Genomic DNA, 19,335 nt, shown 5'->3' on the forward strand with positions numbered 1-19,335 from the left:
AGGCGATGTGCTGGCCCATGTCGGCCTTGCCGCAGGTCACGGTGACCAGGCCATCAGGTGCGATGGAGTACCAGACGCTGGGCTCGAAGCTGCTCGGCGTCGTTGCAGCCAGCGCGCCATCGCTCAGGCCGGCATAGCCGAGCACGAGGCCGGTCGCGGCGGTGCCGACCAGGAAGGAGCGGCGGCTGAGATCGGTCGCCGGAGCAGCTAAGCGTTCGCCCGTGGTGTTTGTCACATGCGTGTTCATGTGGGGCTCCGCTCGCTCGAGGTGACGTTGGAGGCGGTGCGCATCTCCGATGCGGCGCGCGAGATCGCCTTCTGGATCCGCGAATAGGTCATGCAGCGGCAGAGATTGCCGTCCATATGCGCGACGATCTCCTCCTTGGTCGGGCTGGTGTTCTTGGCCAGCAGCGAGGCCGCCTGCATGATCTGGCCGGACTGGCAGTAGCCGCATTGCGGCACCTGCTCGGCGATCCACGCCTTCTGCAGCGGATGATCGCCCTTCTGCGACAGCCCCTCGATGGTGGTGATCTTCTTGTTGGTGACGTCGCCGACCATGGTCTGGCACGAGCGCACCGCCTCGCCGTTGACATGCACGGTGCAGGCGCCGCATAGCCCCGCGCCGCAGCCGAACTTGGTGCCGGTCATCTGCAACTGCTCGCGGATGACCCATAGCAGCGGCGTGTCGTTCGCCGCGTCGACGGACATGCTCCGCCCGTTGATGGTGAGATTAGGCATTGGTTTCTTCCCCGCCCGGCGCTTCGACTTCGCTTACGGCGAAGTTCGGTTTTGTCGCTTCGCTGGAACCCACCGGTGAGATGCCAGCCATCATAAGAATGATCGCGTTGTCGCGGTGACGCAACGGAATTTGGAACAACGGCTCGCGAAATGAATCGGCAATTTGCGTTGTGCAACGCCGAAGCGCTGGGATAGCGGCGCGGCACGGGCTAAGAACGATGACCGTCGACGGCGCTACCGGAGGGAGGACGCCAGCTCATGAGAACGCCCGTGCCCCGAAGACCGCCCGCTGCCGTCGCCCTGCTCTCGTCCTCCCTGCTGCTCGCTGGCCTGCTGATTGCAGGCGACGCTATGGCCCAAGAGGCGCGACCGCTCTCTGCTGGCCGCACGCCTTTCACAGCGACGTTATCCAACGTGGCACCGCTTGCCTTCGGGATGGATGTCGGTGAGACATCGCAGGCGCTGGATCAGCCGCTGACCTATTTGAACGGCTCGCCCGGCAACGAGACCTTTCTGGCGCTGCGCGACCTCGGCGGCAGCGGACTGGTCCCGCATCGCTATCGCCTGTTCCTCAAGTTCCGCAAGGGACGGCTGACCGGCTGGAAAGAGGACTACGGCACCAACTGGATGTGGCGCTGACCGCATCGCAAATTCGCAAAGGACTCAAGACGTGGGACAGGACATCAAGCTCACCGCATCGGACGGCTTTCAGCCCGGCGCCTACCGGGCCGATCCGACCGGAGCGGCGAAAGGCGCGCTGGTCGTGATCCAGGAGATCTTCGGCGTCAACCATCACATCCGCAACATCTGCGACCGCCTCGCCGCCGAGAGCTATGTCGCGATCGCACCGGCGATCTTCGACCGCGTCGAGCTCGACTTCACCTCGGGCTATTCACCTGACGAAATCGCCGTGGCGCGGAAATTCGTCGCCAATCCGGACTGGCCGGCGATGTTGCGCGACACCCAGGCTGCGATCAATGCCGTCAAGGATGTCGGGCCGGTCGGCATCATCGGCTTCTGCCTCGGCGGCAGCATCGCCTATGCGGCGGCCACCAAGCTCACGGGGCTGAAGGCCGCAATCGGCTATTATGGCGGCGCCGTCGTGCGCTTCGCCGACGACAAGCCGACCGTGCCGACGCAACTGCATTTCGGCGAGAAGGATGCCGGCATTCCCCTGACCGACGTCGAGACCATCAGGGTCAAGCGGCCGGACGTCGAGATCTTCGTCTACCCCGGCGCCCAGCACGGCTTCGGCTGCGACGAGCGCGCCAGCTATGACCAGCCGAGCGCCGATCTCGCCTGGACACGCAGCCTGGCGTTCTTCGCGCAGAACCTGCGCTGAATAACGCCGTCATTGCGAGGAGCGAAGCGACGAAGCAATCCAGAGTCGCGCGGGTGACCCTGGATGGCTTCGCTTCGCTCGCAATGACGGAGAACAAAACTTGCCGTCATCCTCGGGCGCGTCAGCGCCAACTCGGAATTCAGGTCTCCGGGATCATCGCTGTATAGTGAAGTGACGCGAGATCAGAACCAGCGCTCGCCAACCTGGATCGTGTCGCCCGGCTTCAGCGAGGTGCCGAGCGGCACCTCGTAGCGGGCCGCACCCGACGGATCGGTGTGCGTCAGAATCACGATGTCGCGCCGCGCCCGCGGCGAGAAGCCGCCGGCGATCGCGATCGCACTCTCCACCGTCATGTTGGGAACGTAGGGATACTGCCCGGGCGCCTGCACCTCGCCGAGGATGAAGAACGGACGATAGGCCTCGATCTCGACCGCCACCGACGGCTCGCGGATATAGCCGTTGCGCAGCTTGGCGGTGATCTCGGCGGCGAGGCCGGCGGTGGTGCGGCCACGCGCCGGGACGCTGCCGATCAGCGGCATCGTGATCGAACCGGAGGCGTCGATCGCATAGGTGTTGGTCAGCCCCTCCTGGCCGTAGACGACGACGCGGAGCTTGTCGCCGGCGTCGAGGTGGTAAGCAGACTCATTGCGCCCCGGCGCATAGCCGGCAGGGATGACATAGGCACCGCGCGGAGCGGCGGCGAATGCGTCGCGCAGCGCCGGGATCGCTCCGCCCTGCCCGGTGGCGGCAACCGGGCCAGTCGAAGGAATCCCATAGGCCATCGTGTCGAGATCGCTCTGCGGCTGGCCGACGGCGACGGGGGAGGCCGTGTGCATGCAGCCCGACAGCAGGATCGTGGAGAAGACAGCAATGACCGGAAGCAACAACGCGCGCACTCGAACAATCCTTGAATGAGGATGTGCTCTAGTCATGCGCGGTTAAGGTTAACAAACCGTTGGCGCGTGTGGACCACGCGATACGCAAGTGCGCGCCAGCGCGTTCAACGCCGCTGAAAACGAAATCCCTCCCCCATTGGCCGGGAGAGGGACCTGAGCTTCACCGCGCCAGCCTCACCCGCGGGCCGGACGCAGACGGCCCGCCTACGCGTCGACGCCGACCCCGATCGGGCAAGCGACGCCGGTGCCGCCGAGACCGCAATAGCCGGCCGGATTCTTCGCCAGATACTGCTGATGATAGTCCTCGGCGAAATAGAACGGCCCTGACGGCGCGATCTCGGTTGTGATCGCGCCGAGCCCCTTGGCACGGAGCGCCGTTTCGTAGGCGGCCTTCGACGCCTCCGCCGTCGCGCGCTGCGCCTCGCTGAAGGTGTAGACGGCCGAGCGATATTGCGTGCCGACGTCGTTGCCCTGGCGCATGCCCTGGGTCGGATCATGACTCTCCCAGAACGTCTTCAGCAGGCGCTCATAGGAGATCAGCTTGGGATCGAACACCACCAGCACGACCTCGGTATGCGCCGTCCGCCCCGAGCACACCTCCTCATAGGTCGGGTTCGGCGTATGGCCGCCGGCATAACCGACGGCGGTGACGTGAATGCCGTCGCCGAGCTGCCAGAACTTGCGCTCCGCGCCCCAGAAGCACCCGAGGCCGAACACCGCCTGCTCGAGGCCGGCGGGAAAGGGCGGCAGCAGCTGGTGGCCGTTGACGAAATGGGTGCTCGCGGTCGGGATCGGCTGGGTGCGGCCGGGCAGCGCGTCGGCCGCGGTCGGCATGGCGAGGGGCTTGCGCGAGAAGAACATGGGGTGTCTCCGGACATGGCATTCGCCCGCGGGAGAGAGTCCCGCGGCGCAATGACCTTCGGTGTAGCGATGATATAGGTCTCTACGCCGCCGGCCGCAGCAATGTTACGGCGCGGATGTGACCCAAGCCCGCGCGCAGTCAGTCTCGGCCATAGCCGATCAGCGGCTTGCGCGGCCGGAACAGCAGCATCAGCAGGATTCCGAGCGCGCCCAGCACGGCAAACACCGGCTGATCCAGGAAGCCCCTGACGATCCAGTCCCACAGGAACGGCGCCTTGGCCTCGACCCAGGCCTTGAAGGCAGCCTGGCTGGCCTGGTGGACATCGTTCCAGAGCTGGCCGAAACGGGTGAACTGCAGGGCCTGATCCGCCACCCAGCGCGCCCCGTCATACACCAGGAAGATGAAGCTTCCGGCCAGCAGCAACAGCCCCACCAGGCGGAAAAAACCGCGGATCATGCCACACCTGCCCTCTCTCGCTCGCCCCGACCGGCAGCAAGGCCATAGCGGGGGCTCCTCAGAAATTCAACCTCGTCAGGGGCTTAGAACTGGCTTTTGGGCGGGTTCCGGCGACCGATGCGGCTTCCGAGACCGTTGACGGTCGGCGGGGCCGCGCCTATAAGGTCGCCATTGGCGGTGGGGGCGATCCCGCCGCCGCTGTTCTTTGAGCAGCGCCGATCCGCCGAGCAGACCCGCTCCGGTCATGGCATTCTCAGAGAGGCGTCCGAACAACCCACCGCGTCGATGGGGCCGCGTCAAGCGGGCCGCGCGCGTACCCGCAGATTGCGGCGACTGCTCGCCGTCGAAGGATATTTGAGAGCATGGCCAACACGACCTCCGCGAAGAAGGCGACGCGCAAGATTGCCCGCCGCACCATCATCAACAAGTCGCGCCGCACCCAGATGCGCGGTGCGGTTCGCTCCGTCGAGGACGCGATCAAGAAGGGCGACCGCGACGCCGCGCTGAAGGCGATGGCCAATGCGGAGCCGCAACTGATGCGCGCCGCGCAGCGCAACATCATTCACAAGAACAATGCCAGCCGGAAGGTGTCGCGGCTCGCGCATCAGATCGCGAAGCTCGCCGCGAAGTGATGTGATCGCGCGACCGACGAACTATCAAGTTGCAAACAGCCCGGCTCACGCCGGGCTTTTCTTTTGCGCTCTTGTCCTTTGCGCTCGTGCCGACGTCATCTGCTGCGGATGTCATCTGTACGCTCTTCTTGTGACGCATTCGCAGCTTCTATCTGATGGTGACATCACAACAGCGTTGCGATCTTCGCGCGCAATGGAACAGATGCGCTGTCGTGCCAGCCTGACACGTTCCGTACTTCCACGTGGCGTTCCGTAATTTTACGCGGTGACAATTTTGTCTCACCGGAAACAGATGCGAATCTGCGCGCGCGCCGAACGCGTCGATGTCAAGAGCACACAAAGTGCCGTTCACTTCGCGCACACGGCGCGTCGGGAGTTACCCGCTTGAAGTAATCGCGAAAAACATCGGCTCGAAAATGACTTAAGCGCATAGCGAGACCAAGTGTTTGGAAAAGCGCTCGGGCTTGGCCGGAACGTAAAAAAATTATGAAGAAATTTTGGGCAGACCATGTTGTTTGTCACATCCGAGATTCCTCGCGATGATTCAAAACCTTGCTTTCTTAACGCGCAACACCGTGCGGCAAGCGGTGCGAAGACTCGTCACGCGTGCACCGATCAAATGGATTGCGAGTCCCGGCGCATCGTGTATTTCTTAAATCCACTCGCGGCGCCCACGATCTTGAGACCAGCGCGGTTTTAGAAACGGGGCGGACGTGCAAATCGGCGGCGGTGTGCGCGTTGGCGACGCTTTCAAAAGCGATGGCCGGAATGGTACCCATAGCAATATGGGGAACGACCGAGCTTTGTCTAAATTTCTCGGGCACAACATCATCGTTGCGCCGTTTTAAACAAGAGAAATACGACAGCGCTCGAACCGGTCGGAGCTTGCGACAGCTGCGCTCAGCGAGTGGACAATGGACGGGATGTTATGGCGTAGCGGCTGAATCTTGGGGTTCAGACGCGGCTGCCTTTGGACATGTGCGGGATGACAACTTGCCGTGAGCAATCACGGCGAGGCGGGGAGGTTGCATGCTTTACGGACAGATCGCGGTTCAACACCAAAAGCCGGTTCCGGATCACGCACCCTTAGCGGTCAACATCGCCAGCACGGCCATCGGTCCACCCCTCCCTGCGCATCGCAGTATGCGCTGACCTCGCGGAGAACTTCCTCGACCAGCATGGATCTGCCCGACGGCGCGCGCGCCGGACGGCGAAGCTTTGCCTGGAGTTTGCTTCCGCTTGAGGTCTCGCCCCCGGCAGACGTGTCTTTCGATGGACATCTGCACGGCGATCACACGACACCACCACTCAATTCGAAAAGTTGCGACTGCCATGACAAATTCGGAACAGGAACGCTGGTCTCGCGTGAAGGGTCGGCTGCGTTCGACCGTCGGCGAGGACGTCTATACGAGCTGGTTCGCCCGGATGGACCTCGAAGCCGTCCAGGACGAGAGCGTTCATCTGTCGGTGCCGACGCGGTTCCTGAAGAGCTGGATCCAGGCGCATTATGCCGAGCGCGTGCTGTCATGCTGGCAGGCGGAGATGCCCGAGGTGCACCGGATCGATCTCTCCGTCCGCACCGCGATGCGCTGCGCGACGCCGGTCAAGGAGGCGCCCGCGCCCGTCGAAGCCCGCCGCACCGAGCGCAGCGACGCCAGGCCCGCCAATACCGACGCGCGCACGGCGGCCGCGGCGTCGCTGGCAACCAGCCATGACGCGCTCGGCGGCTCGCCGCTCGATCCGCGCCTGACCTTCGCAAGCTTCGTCGTCGGCCGCGCCAACACGCTCGCCCATGCCGCAGCGCGCCAGGTTGCCGACGGCCGCCGCGGCGATCCCGTGATGTTCAACCCGCTCTACATCCATGCTGGGGTCGGCCTCGGCAAGACGCATCTGCTGCAGGCCGTGACCTGGGCCGGCAATTCCGGCGGCGAGCGCAAGGTGCTGTATCTCACCGCCGAGAAGTTCATGTACGGCTTCGTCGCCGCGCTGAAATCGCAGACGGCGCTGGCCTTCAAGGAAGCGCTGCGCGGGATCGACGTGCTCGTCATCGACGATCTGCAGTTCCTGCAGGGCAAGTCGACCCAGGCCGAGTTCTGCCACACGCTGAATGCGCTGATCGATGCCGGACGCCAAGTGGTGATCGCCGCCGACCGGCCGCCGTCCGATCTCGAAAGCCTCGACGACCGCGTCCGCTCGCGGCTCGCCGGCGGCCTCGTCGTCGAGATGGGCTCGCTCGGCGAGGATCTGCGGCTCGGCATTCTCAAATCGCGCGTCGCGGCAGCCCGCGCGCATCATGCGAGCTTCGACGTGCCGGAGCCGGTGCTCGACTATCTCGCCCGTTCCATCACCCATAACGGCCGCGACCTTGAAGGCGCCATCAACCGGCTGCTCGCGCATTCCAAGCTGAACAGCCAGCCGGTTACCCTCGAGATGGCCGAGCGCGAAGTGCGCGACCTGGTCCGCCCGCAGGAGCCGAAGCGGATCAAGATCGAGGACATCCAGCGCGTCGTGGCGCGGCAGTACAATGTCAGCCGCTCCGACCTGCTGTCGTCGCGCCGCACCGCCAACGTGGTGCGCCCCCGCCAGGTCGCGATGTACCTCGCCAAGACGCTGACCTTGCGTTCCCTGCCCGAGATCGGCCGCCGCTTCGGCGGACGCGACCACACCACCGTGCTGCACGCGGTGCGCAAGATCGAGGCGCTGGTCGGCAAGGACGTCGCACTGAACGACGAAGTGGAATCCCTGAAGCGCCAGCTGCAGGACTAGTCGCCCGCACGGCCAGGGAACGGCCAAGGGAGCGGACAGAAGGTCCGTCCCCAGCCGCGGCCGTCGCACTGCTCGGACACCCCTCCGATCACGTCCGGGGTCGCCGGAAACGCCTGCCGAAACATGGGAAATCGGCCCGCCATCTCTTGCGCTTGGGCCCCATCCGCGCCACTTTACGCCTCCCCTTCACGCTCCTGGACGCTGGCCAAGCTCCGTTCGGGCGTGAGGTGCCATCGGCCGCGGCGCTGCTCAGCCCGCCGGCATTCCAGGACGAGCTCAGTTGGGAACGGGCGGATAGTGCAATGAAGGTCACCGTTGAACGCGCGCAACTCCTGAAGTCGCTGGGCCACGTCCACCGCGTGGTCGAGCGGCGCAACACAATCCCGATCCTGGGCAATGTGCTGGTGCGCGCCGAGAATGCCCGGCTGTCGCTGCGGGCGACCGATCTCGATCTCGAGGTGACGGAAACGCTGGCCGCGGAGACCGCGACCGCGGGTTCCACCACGGTGCCGGCGCACATGTTCTACGACATCGTGCGCAAGCTGCCGGATGGCTCGCAGATCGTGCTGGAGAGCGACGGCGAGCGCGCGGTGCTCGCGATCCGTGCCGGCCGCTCCAAGTTCACGTTGCAGACTCTGCCCGAGAGCGACTTCCCTGATCTCGCCGCGGGCGACATGACGCATGCCTTCGGGGTTCCGGCGAAGGACATCAAGAGCCTGATCGACCGCACCCAGTTCGCGATCTCCACCGAGGAAACGCGCTATTATCTCAACGGCATCTATCTCCACGCCGGCGGCACCGCCAAGCAGCCGACCCTGCGCGCCGTGGCCACGGACGGCCACCGTCTCGCCCAGGTCGACCTGCCGCAGCCCGCCGGCGCCGCCGAAATGCCCGGCGTGATCGTACCGCGCAAGACGGTGGGCGAGGTGCAGCGGCTGATCGAGGACAATGACAGCGAGATCAGGATCGAGCTGTCGCAGGGCAAGATCCGCTTCACGCTGGGACAGGTGGTCCTGACCTCGAAGCTGATCGACGGCACCTTCCCAGACTACGGCCGCGTCATTCCGCAGAACAACGACAAGGAGCTGGTCGTCGACAAGGCTGATTTCGCCGCCGCCGTCGACCGCGTCTCCACCATTTCCAGCGAGCGCGGCCGCGCGGTGAAGCTCGCGCTGGCGCCCGGAAAGCTGGTGCTCTCGGTGACCAACCCCGATTCCGGCAGCGCCACCGAAGAGCTCGAGGTCGAATACGCCTCCGACGCGCTCGATATCGGCTTCAACTCGCGCTACCTGCTTGACATCGCCGCCCAGATCGAGGGCGAGGTCGCGGTGCTGCGCCTGGCCGATCCGGGCTCGCCGACCCTGATCCAGGACCGCGACAACAGGAACGCGCTGTACGTGCTGATGCCGATGCGGGTGTGAGACATGTCACACGACAATGCGTAGGGTGGGCAAAGCGAAGCGTGCCCACCATCCCGAACTAACAAGCGGTGGGCACTGCGCTGCGCGCCTTTGTCCACCCGACGCGCGCTCTCTCCGTCATTGCGAGGAGCGGAGCGACGAAGCAATCCAGGCCCGGTGGGCCGTCGTATCGAAGCAGTGCTGGATTGCTTCGCTTCGCTCGCAATGACGGAATCATAGACCGCTCACTCAATGACCCCCTCCCGCATCAACCGCCTCGCGCTGACGCATTTCCGCAGCTATCGCGCTGCCAGCGTCAGCGTGCAGGCGGACATGGTTGCGCTGGTCGGGGCCAACGGCGCCGGCAAGACCAACTGCCTGGAGGCGATCTCGTTCTTCGCACCGGGCCGCGGCCTGCGGCGCGCGACGCTGGAGGATGTCGCCGACAATCAGGGTGACGGCTCCTGGGCGGTCTCCGCGGAGATCGAGGGCGCGTTGGGGCTTGCGACCTTCGGCACCGGCATCGAGCCGCCGCGCAGCGACGCCAACACGACGCGACGCTGCCGCATCGATCGCGAGCCGGTCGGCTCGGCGGCCGCATTCGGCGATCACATCCGCATGGTGTGGCTGACGCCGGCGATGGACGGCCTGTTCATGGGCGCGGCGTCGGAGCGGCGGCGCTTCTTCGACCGCCTGGTGCTCGCCATCGACAGCGAGCATTCCAGCCGCGTCTCGGCGCTGGAGCGTTCGTTGCGCTCGCGCAACCGGCTGCTCGAGGTGCGCAATTTCGACGACCATTGGTGTGACGCGATCGAGCGCGAGACCGCCGAGCTTGCGGTTGCCGTCGCCGCGAGCCGCGGCCAGACCGCGATGAAGCTCGCTGCGATGCTGCGCCAGCGCGGCGCGGCCTCCGCCTTCCCGTCGGCCGAGATCGCGCTCGACGGCTGGATGGAGAATGCGCTCTTGAGCGAGCCTGCGCTCGCCGTCGAGGACCGCTACCGCGCGATGTTGCGCGACAATCGCGCGCGCGATGCCGCGGCCGGCCGCACGCTCGACGGCCCGCATCTCACGGATCTGCACGTCGTCTACGCGCCGAAAAACATGCCGGCGCGCGATGCCTCGACCGGCGAGCAGAAGGCGCTGCTGATCGGCCTGATCCTCGCGCATGCGACCCTGGTCGCCGAAACCACCGGCATCGTGCCGATGCTGCTGCTCGACGAGATCGTCGCCCATCTCGATCCCGGCCGCCGCACCGCGCTGTTCGCCGAGCTCGGCACGCTCGGTGCCCAGGTGTGGCTGACGGGTGCGGACCCCGCAGCCTTCGCCGAACTCAACGAGCTCGGCGAGATCTTCGACGTCGACGCCGGCCGCATCACCGCGCGGCGGTAACTCATTCCGACCTTGAACCTTCCGGTTTCCTGCTTCGACTAGTTGTCGGTGGATCGCATGATGGTGCCGCCGGCCGCCCCTTGTCAGGCAGATGCCAGGGCACGCGCGGGCCCGAAAATACCGGAGATTTGTGATGTCAGAGCTTTGGCAGCAGGCCATCGCGGCGCCGCGGCTGCGGCTGTTTGCATGCGGGCTGTTGCTGCTCGCGAACAGCGCCGTGCCGGCGCGCGCGGATGACGGCATCGCCGATGTCCACGCGCTGCCGCGGCTCGAAGGTGCAGTCGAGGACACCTCACGGCCCGACAAATATCGCGTGGTGTATCGCGTCCCGACCCCGGTCGAAGCGACCAATGCGGCCACGCAGCAGCTGCTCGGCGCCGACGGCTGGGTGCGCTTCGTCCGGCCGCTCGAGGAGCGCAATGCGACGCTCAACTACAAGAAGGGCAAGCAAGGATTGACGGTGTATTTCACCGGCAGCGCGGGCCGCCCCGGCCAGTCGGAAGCGACCTACTCCGCGACGCGCATCTACGCCAACCTGCCGTTCCCCGACGGCGCCGCCGACCTCATGTTCGACGAGACGCGGCCCTATCTGTCCTGCATCGTTGCAACGCCGCTCGATGCGACCAAGGCGTTCTTCGCCAAGGAGATGACCGCGCTCGGCTGGCAGCCGCTCACCGCCGAGACCGCCGCGCGCTGGCCGAATGCCGATCTCAGCGAGACCGCGCCGAACGGCGTGCGCGCGTTCTATGGCCATGACGACAGCGACGGCTACCGCAGACAGAATCCGGTCATGCTGAGCCTGACCCGGCGCGATGACGGCAAGACCCATGTCGAGATCCGGATCGCGCCATTCGCGCTGCCGACCGAGCTCGAAGCCGGCGACGACCGGGCGGGCCTGCCGATGCCGAAGCCGACCAAATCGTCGCAGAGCCTGGGCAGCGCGACCTCGCCGAGCCGCCAGGCCAAGGGCGCGGTCATGGCGGAGTTGCCGGCGGTGCTTGCCTTCTACACCCGCGAGCTCCCGGCGCGCGGTTGGCGGATCGAGGCGGCCGGTCCGGGAACGCCGGACGATGTGACGCTCAAGGTCGCGTCCACTGATGAGACCGGCACGCTGAAGCTCGTCCGCAAATATGATTTCACCATGGTCGAACTGTCGGTGCGCGCCACCGAGGCTGCGCTCGCGGCGCGCGCCAAGGCGAAGAAGGATGCCGACGACAGGTTCATGGCGGATGCCGCCGCGATGGCCAAGCAGGTGATCGCCGCCGACGAGGTGCGCCGTGCCACGCAGGCTGGTGCGATGTCGGACGCGCCCGTCAAGGCGCTGGCCGACAATCCCGCGCCGATCGCGCTGCCCGAAACCGCCGAGGCGGTGACCTTCGACGGCAGCCAGGGCCGCCTCGAATTCAACTCGACCTCCTCGGTGAAGGCACTCGCCGGCTTCTTTCGTGGAACCTTGAAGCCCGCCGGCTGGAAGGAAGCGCCGACCGTGATCGACAATCCGACCATGGCGCGGCTGGAGTTCTCCGCCAAGGGCAAGTCGGTCGCATTCACGATCATGCAGATGGGCCCCAAGGTGAACGTGACGGCCGACGGCACCGGCCTGCTCGCGTCCGCCAAGCCCGCCGCAGGCGCCCAGCCTGCTGCAGCCGCCCAGGCCGCCGCGCAACCGGCCAAGGACAGCACGCCGCTCGAAGCCGATCCGTCATCGGCGCTGCCGGTTCCCAAGGAGCGCAGTTCGACCTCGCTGTCGACCTCCAAGGCACCGGGCTTCGACACGCCGGTGCGCCTCGAGCTGGAGGCGAGCGTGCCTGCCGATCTCGACGCCGTGCTGGCGTTCTACCGTGCCGAGCTGACCAAGCGCGGCTGGCAGGAGAAGCCCGAGGGCGCGCAGACCGGCGCCGATCGCGTCCGGCTCGCCTTCGCCTCCCCGCAAGGCCCGGCGCTGCTGACGCTGGGCCGCGCCCGGGGCGAGACCTCGGTCAACCTGGTGCAGAAGAACGCGGAGGCCGCAGCGAAGACCGAGATCCTGCCGAAGCCGGGACAGGCCAGGCTGATGCTCGGCAATATCGGCGATGCGGACGCCGTGCTGACGATCAACAAGCAGTCCGTCAAGATCGCTGCCGGCACCGGCAGCCCGAAGACGCCCAAGGGCCCGCTGCTCGATCTACCCCCCGGCAAGTACCGCTACGAGATCAGGATCGCCGGCCGCGCGCCGATCAGAGATGCGATCGAGCTCGGCGCCGGCGATGCCTGGGGCCTGATGGTCGGCCCGACCGGCCAGGCCATGCCGCTGCCGCTCTATTGACGCTGCGCAGGCCCCACGGCCTGCGCTCGCGCCCCCGATCTTCGAGACGCCTCCCAGGCCGCCCCACGGGCGGCCTGCGGTCGTTGGAAGGCCCCCGACGAGGCCTTGCCGAGGCCGTTTCGAGCTGCCGCAAAATCGCATCCGAATCGGCCTTTCGCAGTGCCCGAAGAGGACCCTCGGACGGCTTGAAAAACCGTTAAAAAAACCCATCTCTTCAATATCTTAGGATGCGGCTTTTTGCGCTAGGCGCGCATCGTCTTTCGTGGCACAAATAGCGTCTCCAGCATCCCCTGCGCGACACCGCCCTTCGGGATCCTCTCAAAGGCCTCACATGACCGAACCCGCCCGGCAAACCATCGCCGAAAACGAGCCTGCAACCGCGAACGAATACGGCGCAGAATCGATCAGGGTGTTGAAGGGCCTGGATGCCGTGCGCAAGCGCCCGGGCATGTATATCGGCGATACCGATGACGGCTCAGGCCTGCACCACATGGTCTACGAGGTCGTCGACAACGCCATCGACGAGGCGCTGGCCGGCCACGCCACCGCGGTTGAGGTCGTGCTCAATCCGGACAATTCCGTCACCGTGCGCGACGACGGCCGCGGCATTCCGGTCGACATCCACAAGGGCGAAGGCGTCTCCGCGGCCGAGGTCATCATGACCCAGCTGCACGCCGGCGGAAAGTTCGACCAGAACTCCTACAAGGTCTCCGGCGGCCTGCACGGCGTCGGCGTCTCCGTCGTCAATGCACTGTCGAGCAAGCTGCAGTTGCGCATCTGGCGCGAGGGCAAGGAGCATATCATCGAGTTCGCCCATGGCGACGCGGTCGCTCCGTTGCGCGTGGTCGGCGACGCCAATGGACGGCGCGGCACCGAGGTGACCTTCCTGGCGTCGACCGACACGTTCAAGATGGTCGAGTACGACTACGCGACGCTCGAGCATCGCCTGCGCGAGCTCGCCTTCCTCAACTCCGGCGTCAACATCGTGCTCTCGGACATGCGCCACGCGGTCGAGAAGCGCGAGGAGATGCGCTATGAGGGCGGCGTCGAGGAGTTCGTCAAATATCTCGACCGCAACAAGAAGCCGATCGTGCCCGCGCCGATCATGGTGCGCTCGGAAGTCAACGGCATCACCGTCGAGGCCGCGCTGTGGTGGAACGACAGCTACCACGAGAACGTGCTGTGCTTCACCAACAACATTCCGCAACGTGACGGCGGCACCCATCTCGCCGGCTTCCGCGGCGCGCTGACGCGCCAGGTCAACGGCTATGCCGAGTCGCACGCCAAGAAGGAAAAGATCGCGCTGACCGGCGACGACTGCCGCGAGGGCCTCACGGCCGTGCTGTCCGTCAAGGTGCCCGATCCGAAGTTCTCGTCGCAGACCAAGGACAAGCTGGTGTCCTCGGAAGTGCGCCCCGTGGTCGAGAACGTGCTGAACGAGGCGCTCGCCGCGTGGTTCGAGGAGCATCCCGGCGAGGCCAAGACCATCGTCGGCAAGGTGATCCAGGCCGCAGCCGCGCGCGAGGCCGCGCGCAAGGCGCGCGAGCTGACCCGCAAGAGCCCGCTCAGCGTCTCCTCGCTGCCCGGCAAGCTGGCCGATTGCCAGGAGAAGGATCCGGCGAAATCCGAGCTGTTCATCGTCGAGGGTGACTCGGCCGGCGGCAGCGCCAAGCAGGGCCGCAATCGCGAATTCCAGGCGGTGCTGCCGCTGCGCGGCAAGATCCTCAATGTCGAGCGCGTGCGCCCCGACAAGATGCTGTCGAGCGAGCAGATCGGCACCCTGATCACCGCGCTCGGCACCGGCATCAGCGACGAGTTCTCGATCGACAAGCTGCGCTATCACAAGATCATCGTGATGACCGACGCCGACGTCGACGGCGCCCACATCCGCACCCTGCTGCTGACCTTCTTCTACCGGCAGATGCGCGAGATCATCGATCGCGGCCACCTCTACATCGCGCAGCCGCCGCTCTACAAAGTCACGCGCGGCAAGTCCGAGCAGTATCTGAAGGACGAGCGCGCGCTCGAGGACTATCTGATCGGCACCGGCCTGGACGATTGCTTGTTCAAGACCGCGGAAGGCGAGGACCGAAAAGGCCGCGACCTGCTGGCGCTGGTCGAGGAGGCGCGCCTCGTCCGCAACATCCTGGGCAATTTGCACAGCCGCTACGACCGCAAGGTCGTCGAGCAGGCCGCGATCGCCGGCGTCCTGCGGCCGGACATCACCCGCGACATCGCGACCGCGGACGCCGCGGCCGAATACATCGCCAGACGGCTCGACGTGCTGGCGGACGAGGTCGAGCGCGGCTGGATCGGTCACTTCGTCGAAGGCCAGGGATTCACGTTCGAGCGCACCGTACGCGGCGTCAAGGACGTGGCCGTGATCGACGACGCGCTGCTGGCCTCGGTCGATGCGCGCAAGCTCGACGACTACGCCGCCCGTCTGCAGGGCGCCTATGCCAAGCCAGGCAGCCTGCGCCGCGGCGACAGCCAGACCGTGATTCATGGCCCTGTCGACCTGTTCGAGGCTGTCACCGATGCCGGCCGCAAGGGCATCGCCATGCAGCGCTACAAAGGCCTCGGCGAGATGAACCCGCAGCAGCTCTGGGAGACGACGCTCGACACCGACGCACGCACGCTTCTCCAGGTGAAGGTCAAGGAGGTCGACGAGGCCGATGACATCTTCACCAAACTGATGGGCGACGTCGTCGAGCCGCGCCGCGAATTCATCCAGGACAATTCGCTGTCGGCGAACGTGGACGTGTAGGCGCGGCCTCTCGTCCCAACCGATACCCGCACCGGGCAGTCGACCACGTCGTAGACAATGATAGCATTTTCTGATATTGATATCACAAGTCAATATCGGACATCTGCCGTCATGCCAGCAGTCACCATTCGCAACCTCTCGGATGAGACGCATCGCGCCTTGAAGGTGCGGGCGGCGCGGCACAATCGCAGCACGGAAGCCGAAATTCGCGCCATCCTCGACGCAGCCGTGCAGCCGGAGGGGCGACTGCGTCTCGGCACCGCGCTGGCAGAGATGAGCCGGAACATCGGGCTCACCAACGCCGACGTCGAAGCCCTGGAACTGCACCGCGACGACCAGCCGGCCAAACCGCTGCGCTTCAAATGATCCTGCTCGACACCAACGTCGTTTCGGAGGCGATGAAACCAGAGCCTTCGCCGGCGGTCCAAGCATGGCTCGACCAACAGGTGGCGGAGACGCTTCATCTCTCCAGTGTCACGGTGGCGGAACTGATGTTCGGCATTGGCGTGCTTCCCAAAGGACGACGCAAGGAGAGGCTGACCACCGCCCTCGATGGCGTGTTGGAGCTGTTCGGAACCCGGATCCTTCCGTTCGATACCGGCGCAGCCCGACGCTATGCCGAACTGGCCGTCAAGGCGCGCGCCGCCGGAAAGGGCTTCCCAACGCCCGACGGCTATATCGCGGCCATCGCCGCGGCGCATGATTTCGCGGTGGCGTCCCGCGATACGAGCGCATTCACGGCGGCCGGCCTGACCGTCATCGATCCCTGGACTACGGCCCCTTGAGTCAGGGGCGCAGTGGCCTGCCCGCGCCTTCCGTGCTATTTCCGTCGACGATCCAGGCTCCGCCGTCCTCTGGCAAATCACCATCTCAGAACGGGTTTTCGCGCATGGCCCCCATTCAATACATCGTCGAGGGCGGTCACCGGCTCAAGGGCGCGATCGAGCCGTCCGGCAACAAGAACGCCGCGCTGCCGATCATCGCCGCGGCGCTGCTGACCGAGCATCCGGTCACGCTCGACAACGTGCCGCGCATCCGCGACACCGAGACCCTGGTCGAGCTGGTGCGATCGGTCGGCGCCTCGGCCGAATGGCGCGGCCGCAACCGGCTCACGATCCACGCCAAGGAGATCCGCGCCGCCGACCTCGATCCGGACCTGTGCGCGCGCATCCGCGCCTCGATCCTGCTGGCCGGCCCCCTGCTTGCCCGCTGCGGCGAAGTGGCGCTGCCGCCGCCGGGCGGCGACGTCATCGGCCGCCGCCGCCTCGACACGCATTTCCTCGCCTTCGAGCAGCTCGGCGCCACGGTCACCGCGACCGACAAGATCGAGCTGCGCGCCTCCGGCCTCAAGGGCGCAGATGTCTTCCTCGACGAGCCCAGCGTCACCGCGACCGAAAATGCGCTGGTCGCCGCCGTCGCCGCGCACGGCACGACCTACTTGCGCAACGCGGCCTCCGAGCCGCACGTGCAGGACCTCGCCCATTTCCTGGTCGCGCTCGGGGCCAACATCGAGGGCATCGGCACCAACACCATGGTGATCCATGGCGCCAGCACGCTCGGCCAGGCGTCCTACGCCATCCAGCCCGACCACATCGAGGTCGGCTCGCTGATCGGGCTCGCCGCGGTGACGCGCTCGCCGCTCCGCATCGTGCGCGCCGGCACCGAGCATCTGCGCTCGATCCGCATGGGTTTTGAGCGGCTCGGCATCGTCTGCGAGGTCGCTGGCGATGACCTGATCGTGCCTTCGGAGCAGACCCTGAGGATCAAGGACGATTTCGGCGGCCATGTGCCGAAGCTGGAGGACCAGCCCTGGCCGGCGTTCCCCGCCGATTTGATGTCGATCGCGATCGTCACCGCCACGCAATGCGAGGGCGTGATCCTGATGTTCGAGAAGATGTTCGAGTCCCGGATGTTCTTCGTCGACAAGCTGATCTCGATGGGCGCTCGCATCGTGCTGTGCGACCCGCACCGCGCCATCGTCGCAGGTCCCAGCCGCCTGCGCGGCGCCCGCGTCGTCTCCCCCGACATCCGCGCCGGCATGGCGATGCTGCTCGCCGCGCTCTGCGCCGAGGGCACCTCGTATATCGACAACGCCGACCAGATCGAGCGTGGTTACGAGCGCATCGACGAGCGGCTGAATGCGCTGGGCGCGAAGATCACCCGCGTGCCGGAGCGCGGGCGGTAGATCGGCATCATGGCAGCGTGAGGCAGACCGATGACCGTCATCGAAATCCGTCCCGAGGTTGATCGCGCGCGATGGCTTGCTGAGGCGAACTTCACCGATGCCTTTCGCATCACGATCGAAGGCGATGCCATCACGGCCCGCGTGGCGGCCGAGCGCATGCTCGGCCACGCGCCCCGCTGGATGGATGTGCTGGTGACACTCCGCAATGTGCTGGTCAAGCCGTTCGGCCTGAAGGCATCGGGCGCGGACGAGCGCAGCCCGCGTCCCATGATCGGGATATTTCCGGTCGTTGACGAAACGCCGCAACGGATCGTGATCGGATTCGACGACAAGCATCTGGATTTTCGCGTCGTGATCGATGCCGCCCCTGCTGCGACCGCCCTTGGCTCAGGCTCGCGCATGACCGCGACCACCTTGGTGCAGACGCACAACGCGCTCGGCCGCTGCTATCTCGCCGCCATCATGCCGTTTCACCGGCTGGTCGTGAGGACCATGCTCTCGCAGGTCATGGCGCCCGCGTGATCGGGCGGCCCGCCGCTCAATCTCCCCCGAAGCAATCCCGAATTCCGCTGCCGTGGCAGCCTGGATTGCCTCGCTGCGCTCGCAATGACCGCGCGCGAAAACGTCACCAAAACGTAGGGTGGGCAAAGGCGCGCCCGCGCTGTCTCGGCTTGTACGCCATGCCTCTCGCGCCGTGCCCACCGCGACGCTCGCGCGGCTTCCGATGGTGGGCACGCGCCGCCTCGCGGCGCCGCTTTGCCTAGCCTACTCATCCGCATAGACATCACGAAACAGCAGCATGCGTCCCAGATGCCGCTCGCTCTCACCGGGAAAGCCGCATCGCGCGGCGAACTCATCGGCGTCGCGATAGGTCCCGAACAGCCGGTCCCAGATCGGCAGGTCGCCATAATTGCCGGAGTGGACGTCGAGCTCGTGATGCAGCGAATGCAGCTCGGGGGTCTGAATGACATACTTCAGCCAGCGCGGCGATTTGTAGTTCGCGTGGTAGAAGAACTCGCTCGTCGCCGCGAACAGGTTGAACCACAATGCGCCGGCGGGCGAGCTGCCGAGCAGCGGAAACAGGATCAGCGCGGAGAGCCCGCTATCGGCCAGCATCTCGACCGGATGCTTGTAGAACGACGTGACGGTCTCGATGCGCCGCGGCGCATGATGGATCTGGTGAAACAGCCGCCACCAGCCATTCAAATGACGGATGCGATGCCACCAGTAGAAAAAGAAGGTCCCGACCAGCCACGCCAGAAACCCCTGCAGCGCCGGCGAATGCAGCGCGCGCAGATCGAGCAGCGAGGCGCCGTCGAGCAGCTGCATCCAGAGCCTGCCGGTCATGAGCGTGACGACGACCTGCGACAGGATCACGGCGAGGACGCGCCCGTACCAGCCGGGTGAATTGGGCAGTTCACGACCTGGCGCGATCCGCTCCAGGACCATGAAGGCGGCGGCACTGGCGACGGTCAGCAGTGGAGGAACGATGAGCGATGTCATGGCGGATCACCCTGGGCGCGGACCCGCGAACCGGATCCGCTTGCCGCCACGACAGCACCCGGCGCGCGGCCGGTCGATGGCACATACGTGCTAG

The 19,335-nt window shown here is 66.0% G+C and carries 18 protein-coding genes; 12 read left to right on the forward strand and 6 right to left on the reverse strand.

Going from position 1 to position 19,335, the window contains the following annotated elements:
• Both QQL87_RS35960 and QQL87_RS35965 read right to left on the reverse strand, forming a co-directional pair.
• Window positions 1-247, reverse strand: a 247-nt coding sequence (locus QQL87_RS35960; protein ID WP_284423811.1) for a twin-arginine translocation signal domain-containing protein, incomplete at its 3' end; no start/stop codon positions are given.
• Entirely contained in the window at window positions 244-738 is a 495-nt protein-coding gene (locus QQL87_RS35965; protein WP_284423812.1) for a (2Fe-2S)-binding protein, read from the reverse strand. The genes QQL87_RS35960 and QQL87_RS35965, both read right to left, overlap by 4 nt.
• 351 nt (window positions 739-1,089) lie before the next feature.
• Between QQL87_RS35965 and QQL87_RS35970 the strand changes: the two genes are divergently transcribed.
• The gene (locus QQL87_RS35970; protein ID WP_284423838.1) at window positions 1,090-1,377 is read left to right on the forward strand and encodes a hypothetical protein; all 288 of its coding nucleotides are present in this window, start codon (window positions 1,090-1,092) and stop codon (window positions 1,375-1,377) included.
• A gap of 31 nt (window positions 1,378-1,408) precedes the next feature.
• Window positions 1,409-2,080, forward strand: coding sequence for a dienelactone hydrolase family protein (locus tag QQL87_RS35975; protein WP_284423813.1), 672 nt, complete (start codon window positions 1,409-1,411; stop codon window positions 2,078-2,080).
• A 182-nt stretch (window positions 2,081-2,262) separates the two neighbouring features.
• Here QQL87_RS35975 and QQL87_RS35980 read toward each other — a convergent pair whose 3' ends face one another.
• The 3 genes from QQL87_RS35980 to QQL87_RS35990 all read right to left on the reverse strand — a co-directional run bounded on the left by QQL87_RS35980 (window position 2,263) and on the right by QQL87_RS35990 (window position 4,294).
• Complete coding sequence (locus tag QQL87_RS35980; RefSeq protein ID WP_284423814.1) at window positions 2,263-2,976, reverse strand: polysaccharide biosynthesis/export family protein; 714 nt, start codon at window positions 2,974-2,976, stop codon at window positions 2,263-2,265.
• 204 nt (window positions 2,977-3,180) lie between these two features.
• Window positions 3,181-3,837 (reverse strand): peptide-methionine (S)-S-oxide reductase MsrA, encoded by a 657-nt coding sequence (gene msrA / locus QQL87_RS35985; protein WP_284423815.1) that lies wholly within the window; start codon window positions 3,835-3,837, stop codon window positions 3,181-3,183.
• A gap of 139 nt (window positions 3,838-3,976) precedes the next feature.
• The gene (locus QQL87_RS35990) at window positions 3,977-4,294 is read right to left on the reverse strand and encodes a hypothetical protein (RefSeq protein WP_284423816.1); all 318 of its coding nucleotides are present in this window, start codon (window positions 4,292-4,294) and stop codon (window positions 3,977-3,979) included.
• A 362-nt stretch (window positions 4,295-4,656) separates the two neighbouring features.
• Between QQL87_RS35990 and rpsT the strand changes: the two genes are divergently transcribed.
• The 10 genes from rpsT to QQL87_RS36040 all read left to right on the forward strand — a co-directional run bounded on the left by rpsT (window position 4,657) and on the right by QQL87_RS36040 (window position 18,260).
• Window positions 4,657-4,926, forward strand: coding sequence for a 30S ribosomal protein S20 (gene rpsT / locus QQL87_RS35995; protein ID WP_284423817.1), 270 nt, complete (start codon window positions 4,657-4,659; stop codon window positions 4,924-4,926).
• 1,332 nt (window positions 4,927-6,258) lie between these two features.
• A complete protein-coding gene (dnaA, locus tag QQL87_RS36000; RefSeq protein ID WP_284423818.1) occupies window positions 6,259-7,692 on the forward strand; it encodes a chromosomal replication initiator protein DnaA in 1,434 nt (477 codons plus the stop codon).
• Between the two features lie 302 nt (window positions 7,693-7,994).
• Window positions 7,995-9,113, forward strand: coding sequence for a DNA polymerase III subunit beta (gene dnaN / locus QQL87_RS36005; RefSeq protein WP_284423819.1), 1,119 nt, complete (start codon window positions 7,995-7,997; stop codon window positions 9,111-9,113).
• A gap of 231 nt (window positions 9,114-9,344) precedes the next feature.
• Complete coding sequence (recF, locus tag QQL87_RS36010) at window positions 9,345-10,481, forward strand: DNA replication/repair protein RecF (protein WP_284423820.1); 1,137 nt, start codon at window positions 9,345-9,347, stop codon at window positions 10,479-10,481.
• 133 nt (window positions 10,482-10,614) lie between these two features.
• The gene (locus tag QQL87_RS36015; RefSeq protein WP_284423821.1) at window positions 10,615-12,786 is read left to right on the forward strand and encodes a hypothetical protein; all 2,172 of its coding nucleotides are present in this window, start codon (window positions 10,615-10,617) and stop codon (window positions 12,784-12,786) included.
• A 331-nt stretch (window positions 12,787-13,117) separates the two neighbouring features.
• On the forward strand, window positions 13,118-15,553 hold the full coding sequence (gyrB, locus tag QQL87_RS36020; protein ID WP_284423822.1) for a DNA topoisomerase (ATP-hydrolyzing) subunit B: 2,436 nt from the start codon (window positions 13,118-13,120) through the stop codon (window positions 15,551-15,553).
• A gap of 111 nt (window positions 15,554-15,664) precedes the next feature.
• A complete protein-coding gene (locus QQL87_RS36025; RefSeq protein WP_284423823.1) occupies window positions 15,665-15,919 on the forward strand; it encodes a FitA-like ribbon-helix-helix domain-containing protein in 255 nt (84 codons plus the stop codon).
• Window positions 15,916-16,338, forward strand: coding sequence for a type II toxin-antitoxin system VapC family toxin (locus tag QQL87_RS36030; RefSeq protein ID WP_284423824.1), 423 nt, complete (start codon window positions 15,916-15,918; stop codon window positions 16,336-16,338). The genes QQL87_RS36025 and QQL87_RS36030 overlap by 4 nt, the downstream gene beginning before the upstream one ends.
• Before the next feature lie 104 nt (window positions 16,339-16,442).
• The gene (gene murA, locus QQL87_RS36035) at window positions 16,443-17,738 is read left to right on the forward strand and encodes a UDP-N-acetylglucosamine 1-carboxyvinyltransferase (RefSeq protein WP_284423825.1); all 1,296 of its coding nucleotides are present in this window, start codon (window positions 16,443-16,445) and stop codon (window positions 17,736-17,738) included.
• Window positions 17,739-17,768: 30 nt separating this feature from the next.
• Window positions 17,769-18,260 carry a DUF2867 domain-containing protein gene (locus tag QQL87_RS36040; protein ID WP_284423826.1) on the forward strand — a complete coding sequence of 164 codons (492 nt, stop codon included), beginning with the start codon at window positions 17,769-17,771 and terminating at the stop codon, window positions 18,258-18,260.
• Between the two features lie 243 nt (window positions 18,261-18,503).
• On the opposite strand, the gene QQL87_RS36045 is transcribed toward QQL87_RS36040, so the two are convergent.
• Entirely contained in the window at window positions 18,504-19,241 is a 738-nt protein-coding gene (locus QQL87_RS36045; protein WP_284423827.1) for a sterol desaturase family protein, read from the reverse strand.
• Between the last annotated feature and the right edge of the window lie 94 nt (window positions 19,242-19,335).

The organism is Bradyrhizobium sp. SSBR45G (assembly GCF_030159255.1).
Lineage (GTDB): Bacteria > Pseudomonadota > Alphaproteobacteria > Rhizobiales > Xanthobacteraceae > Bradyrhizobium.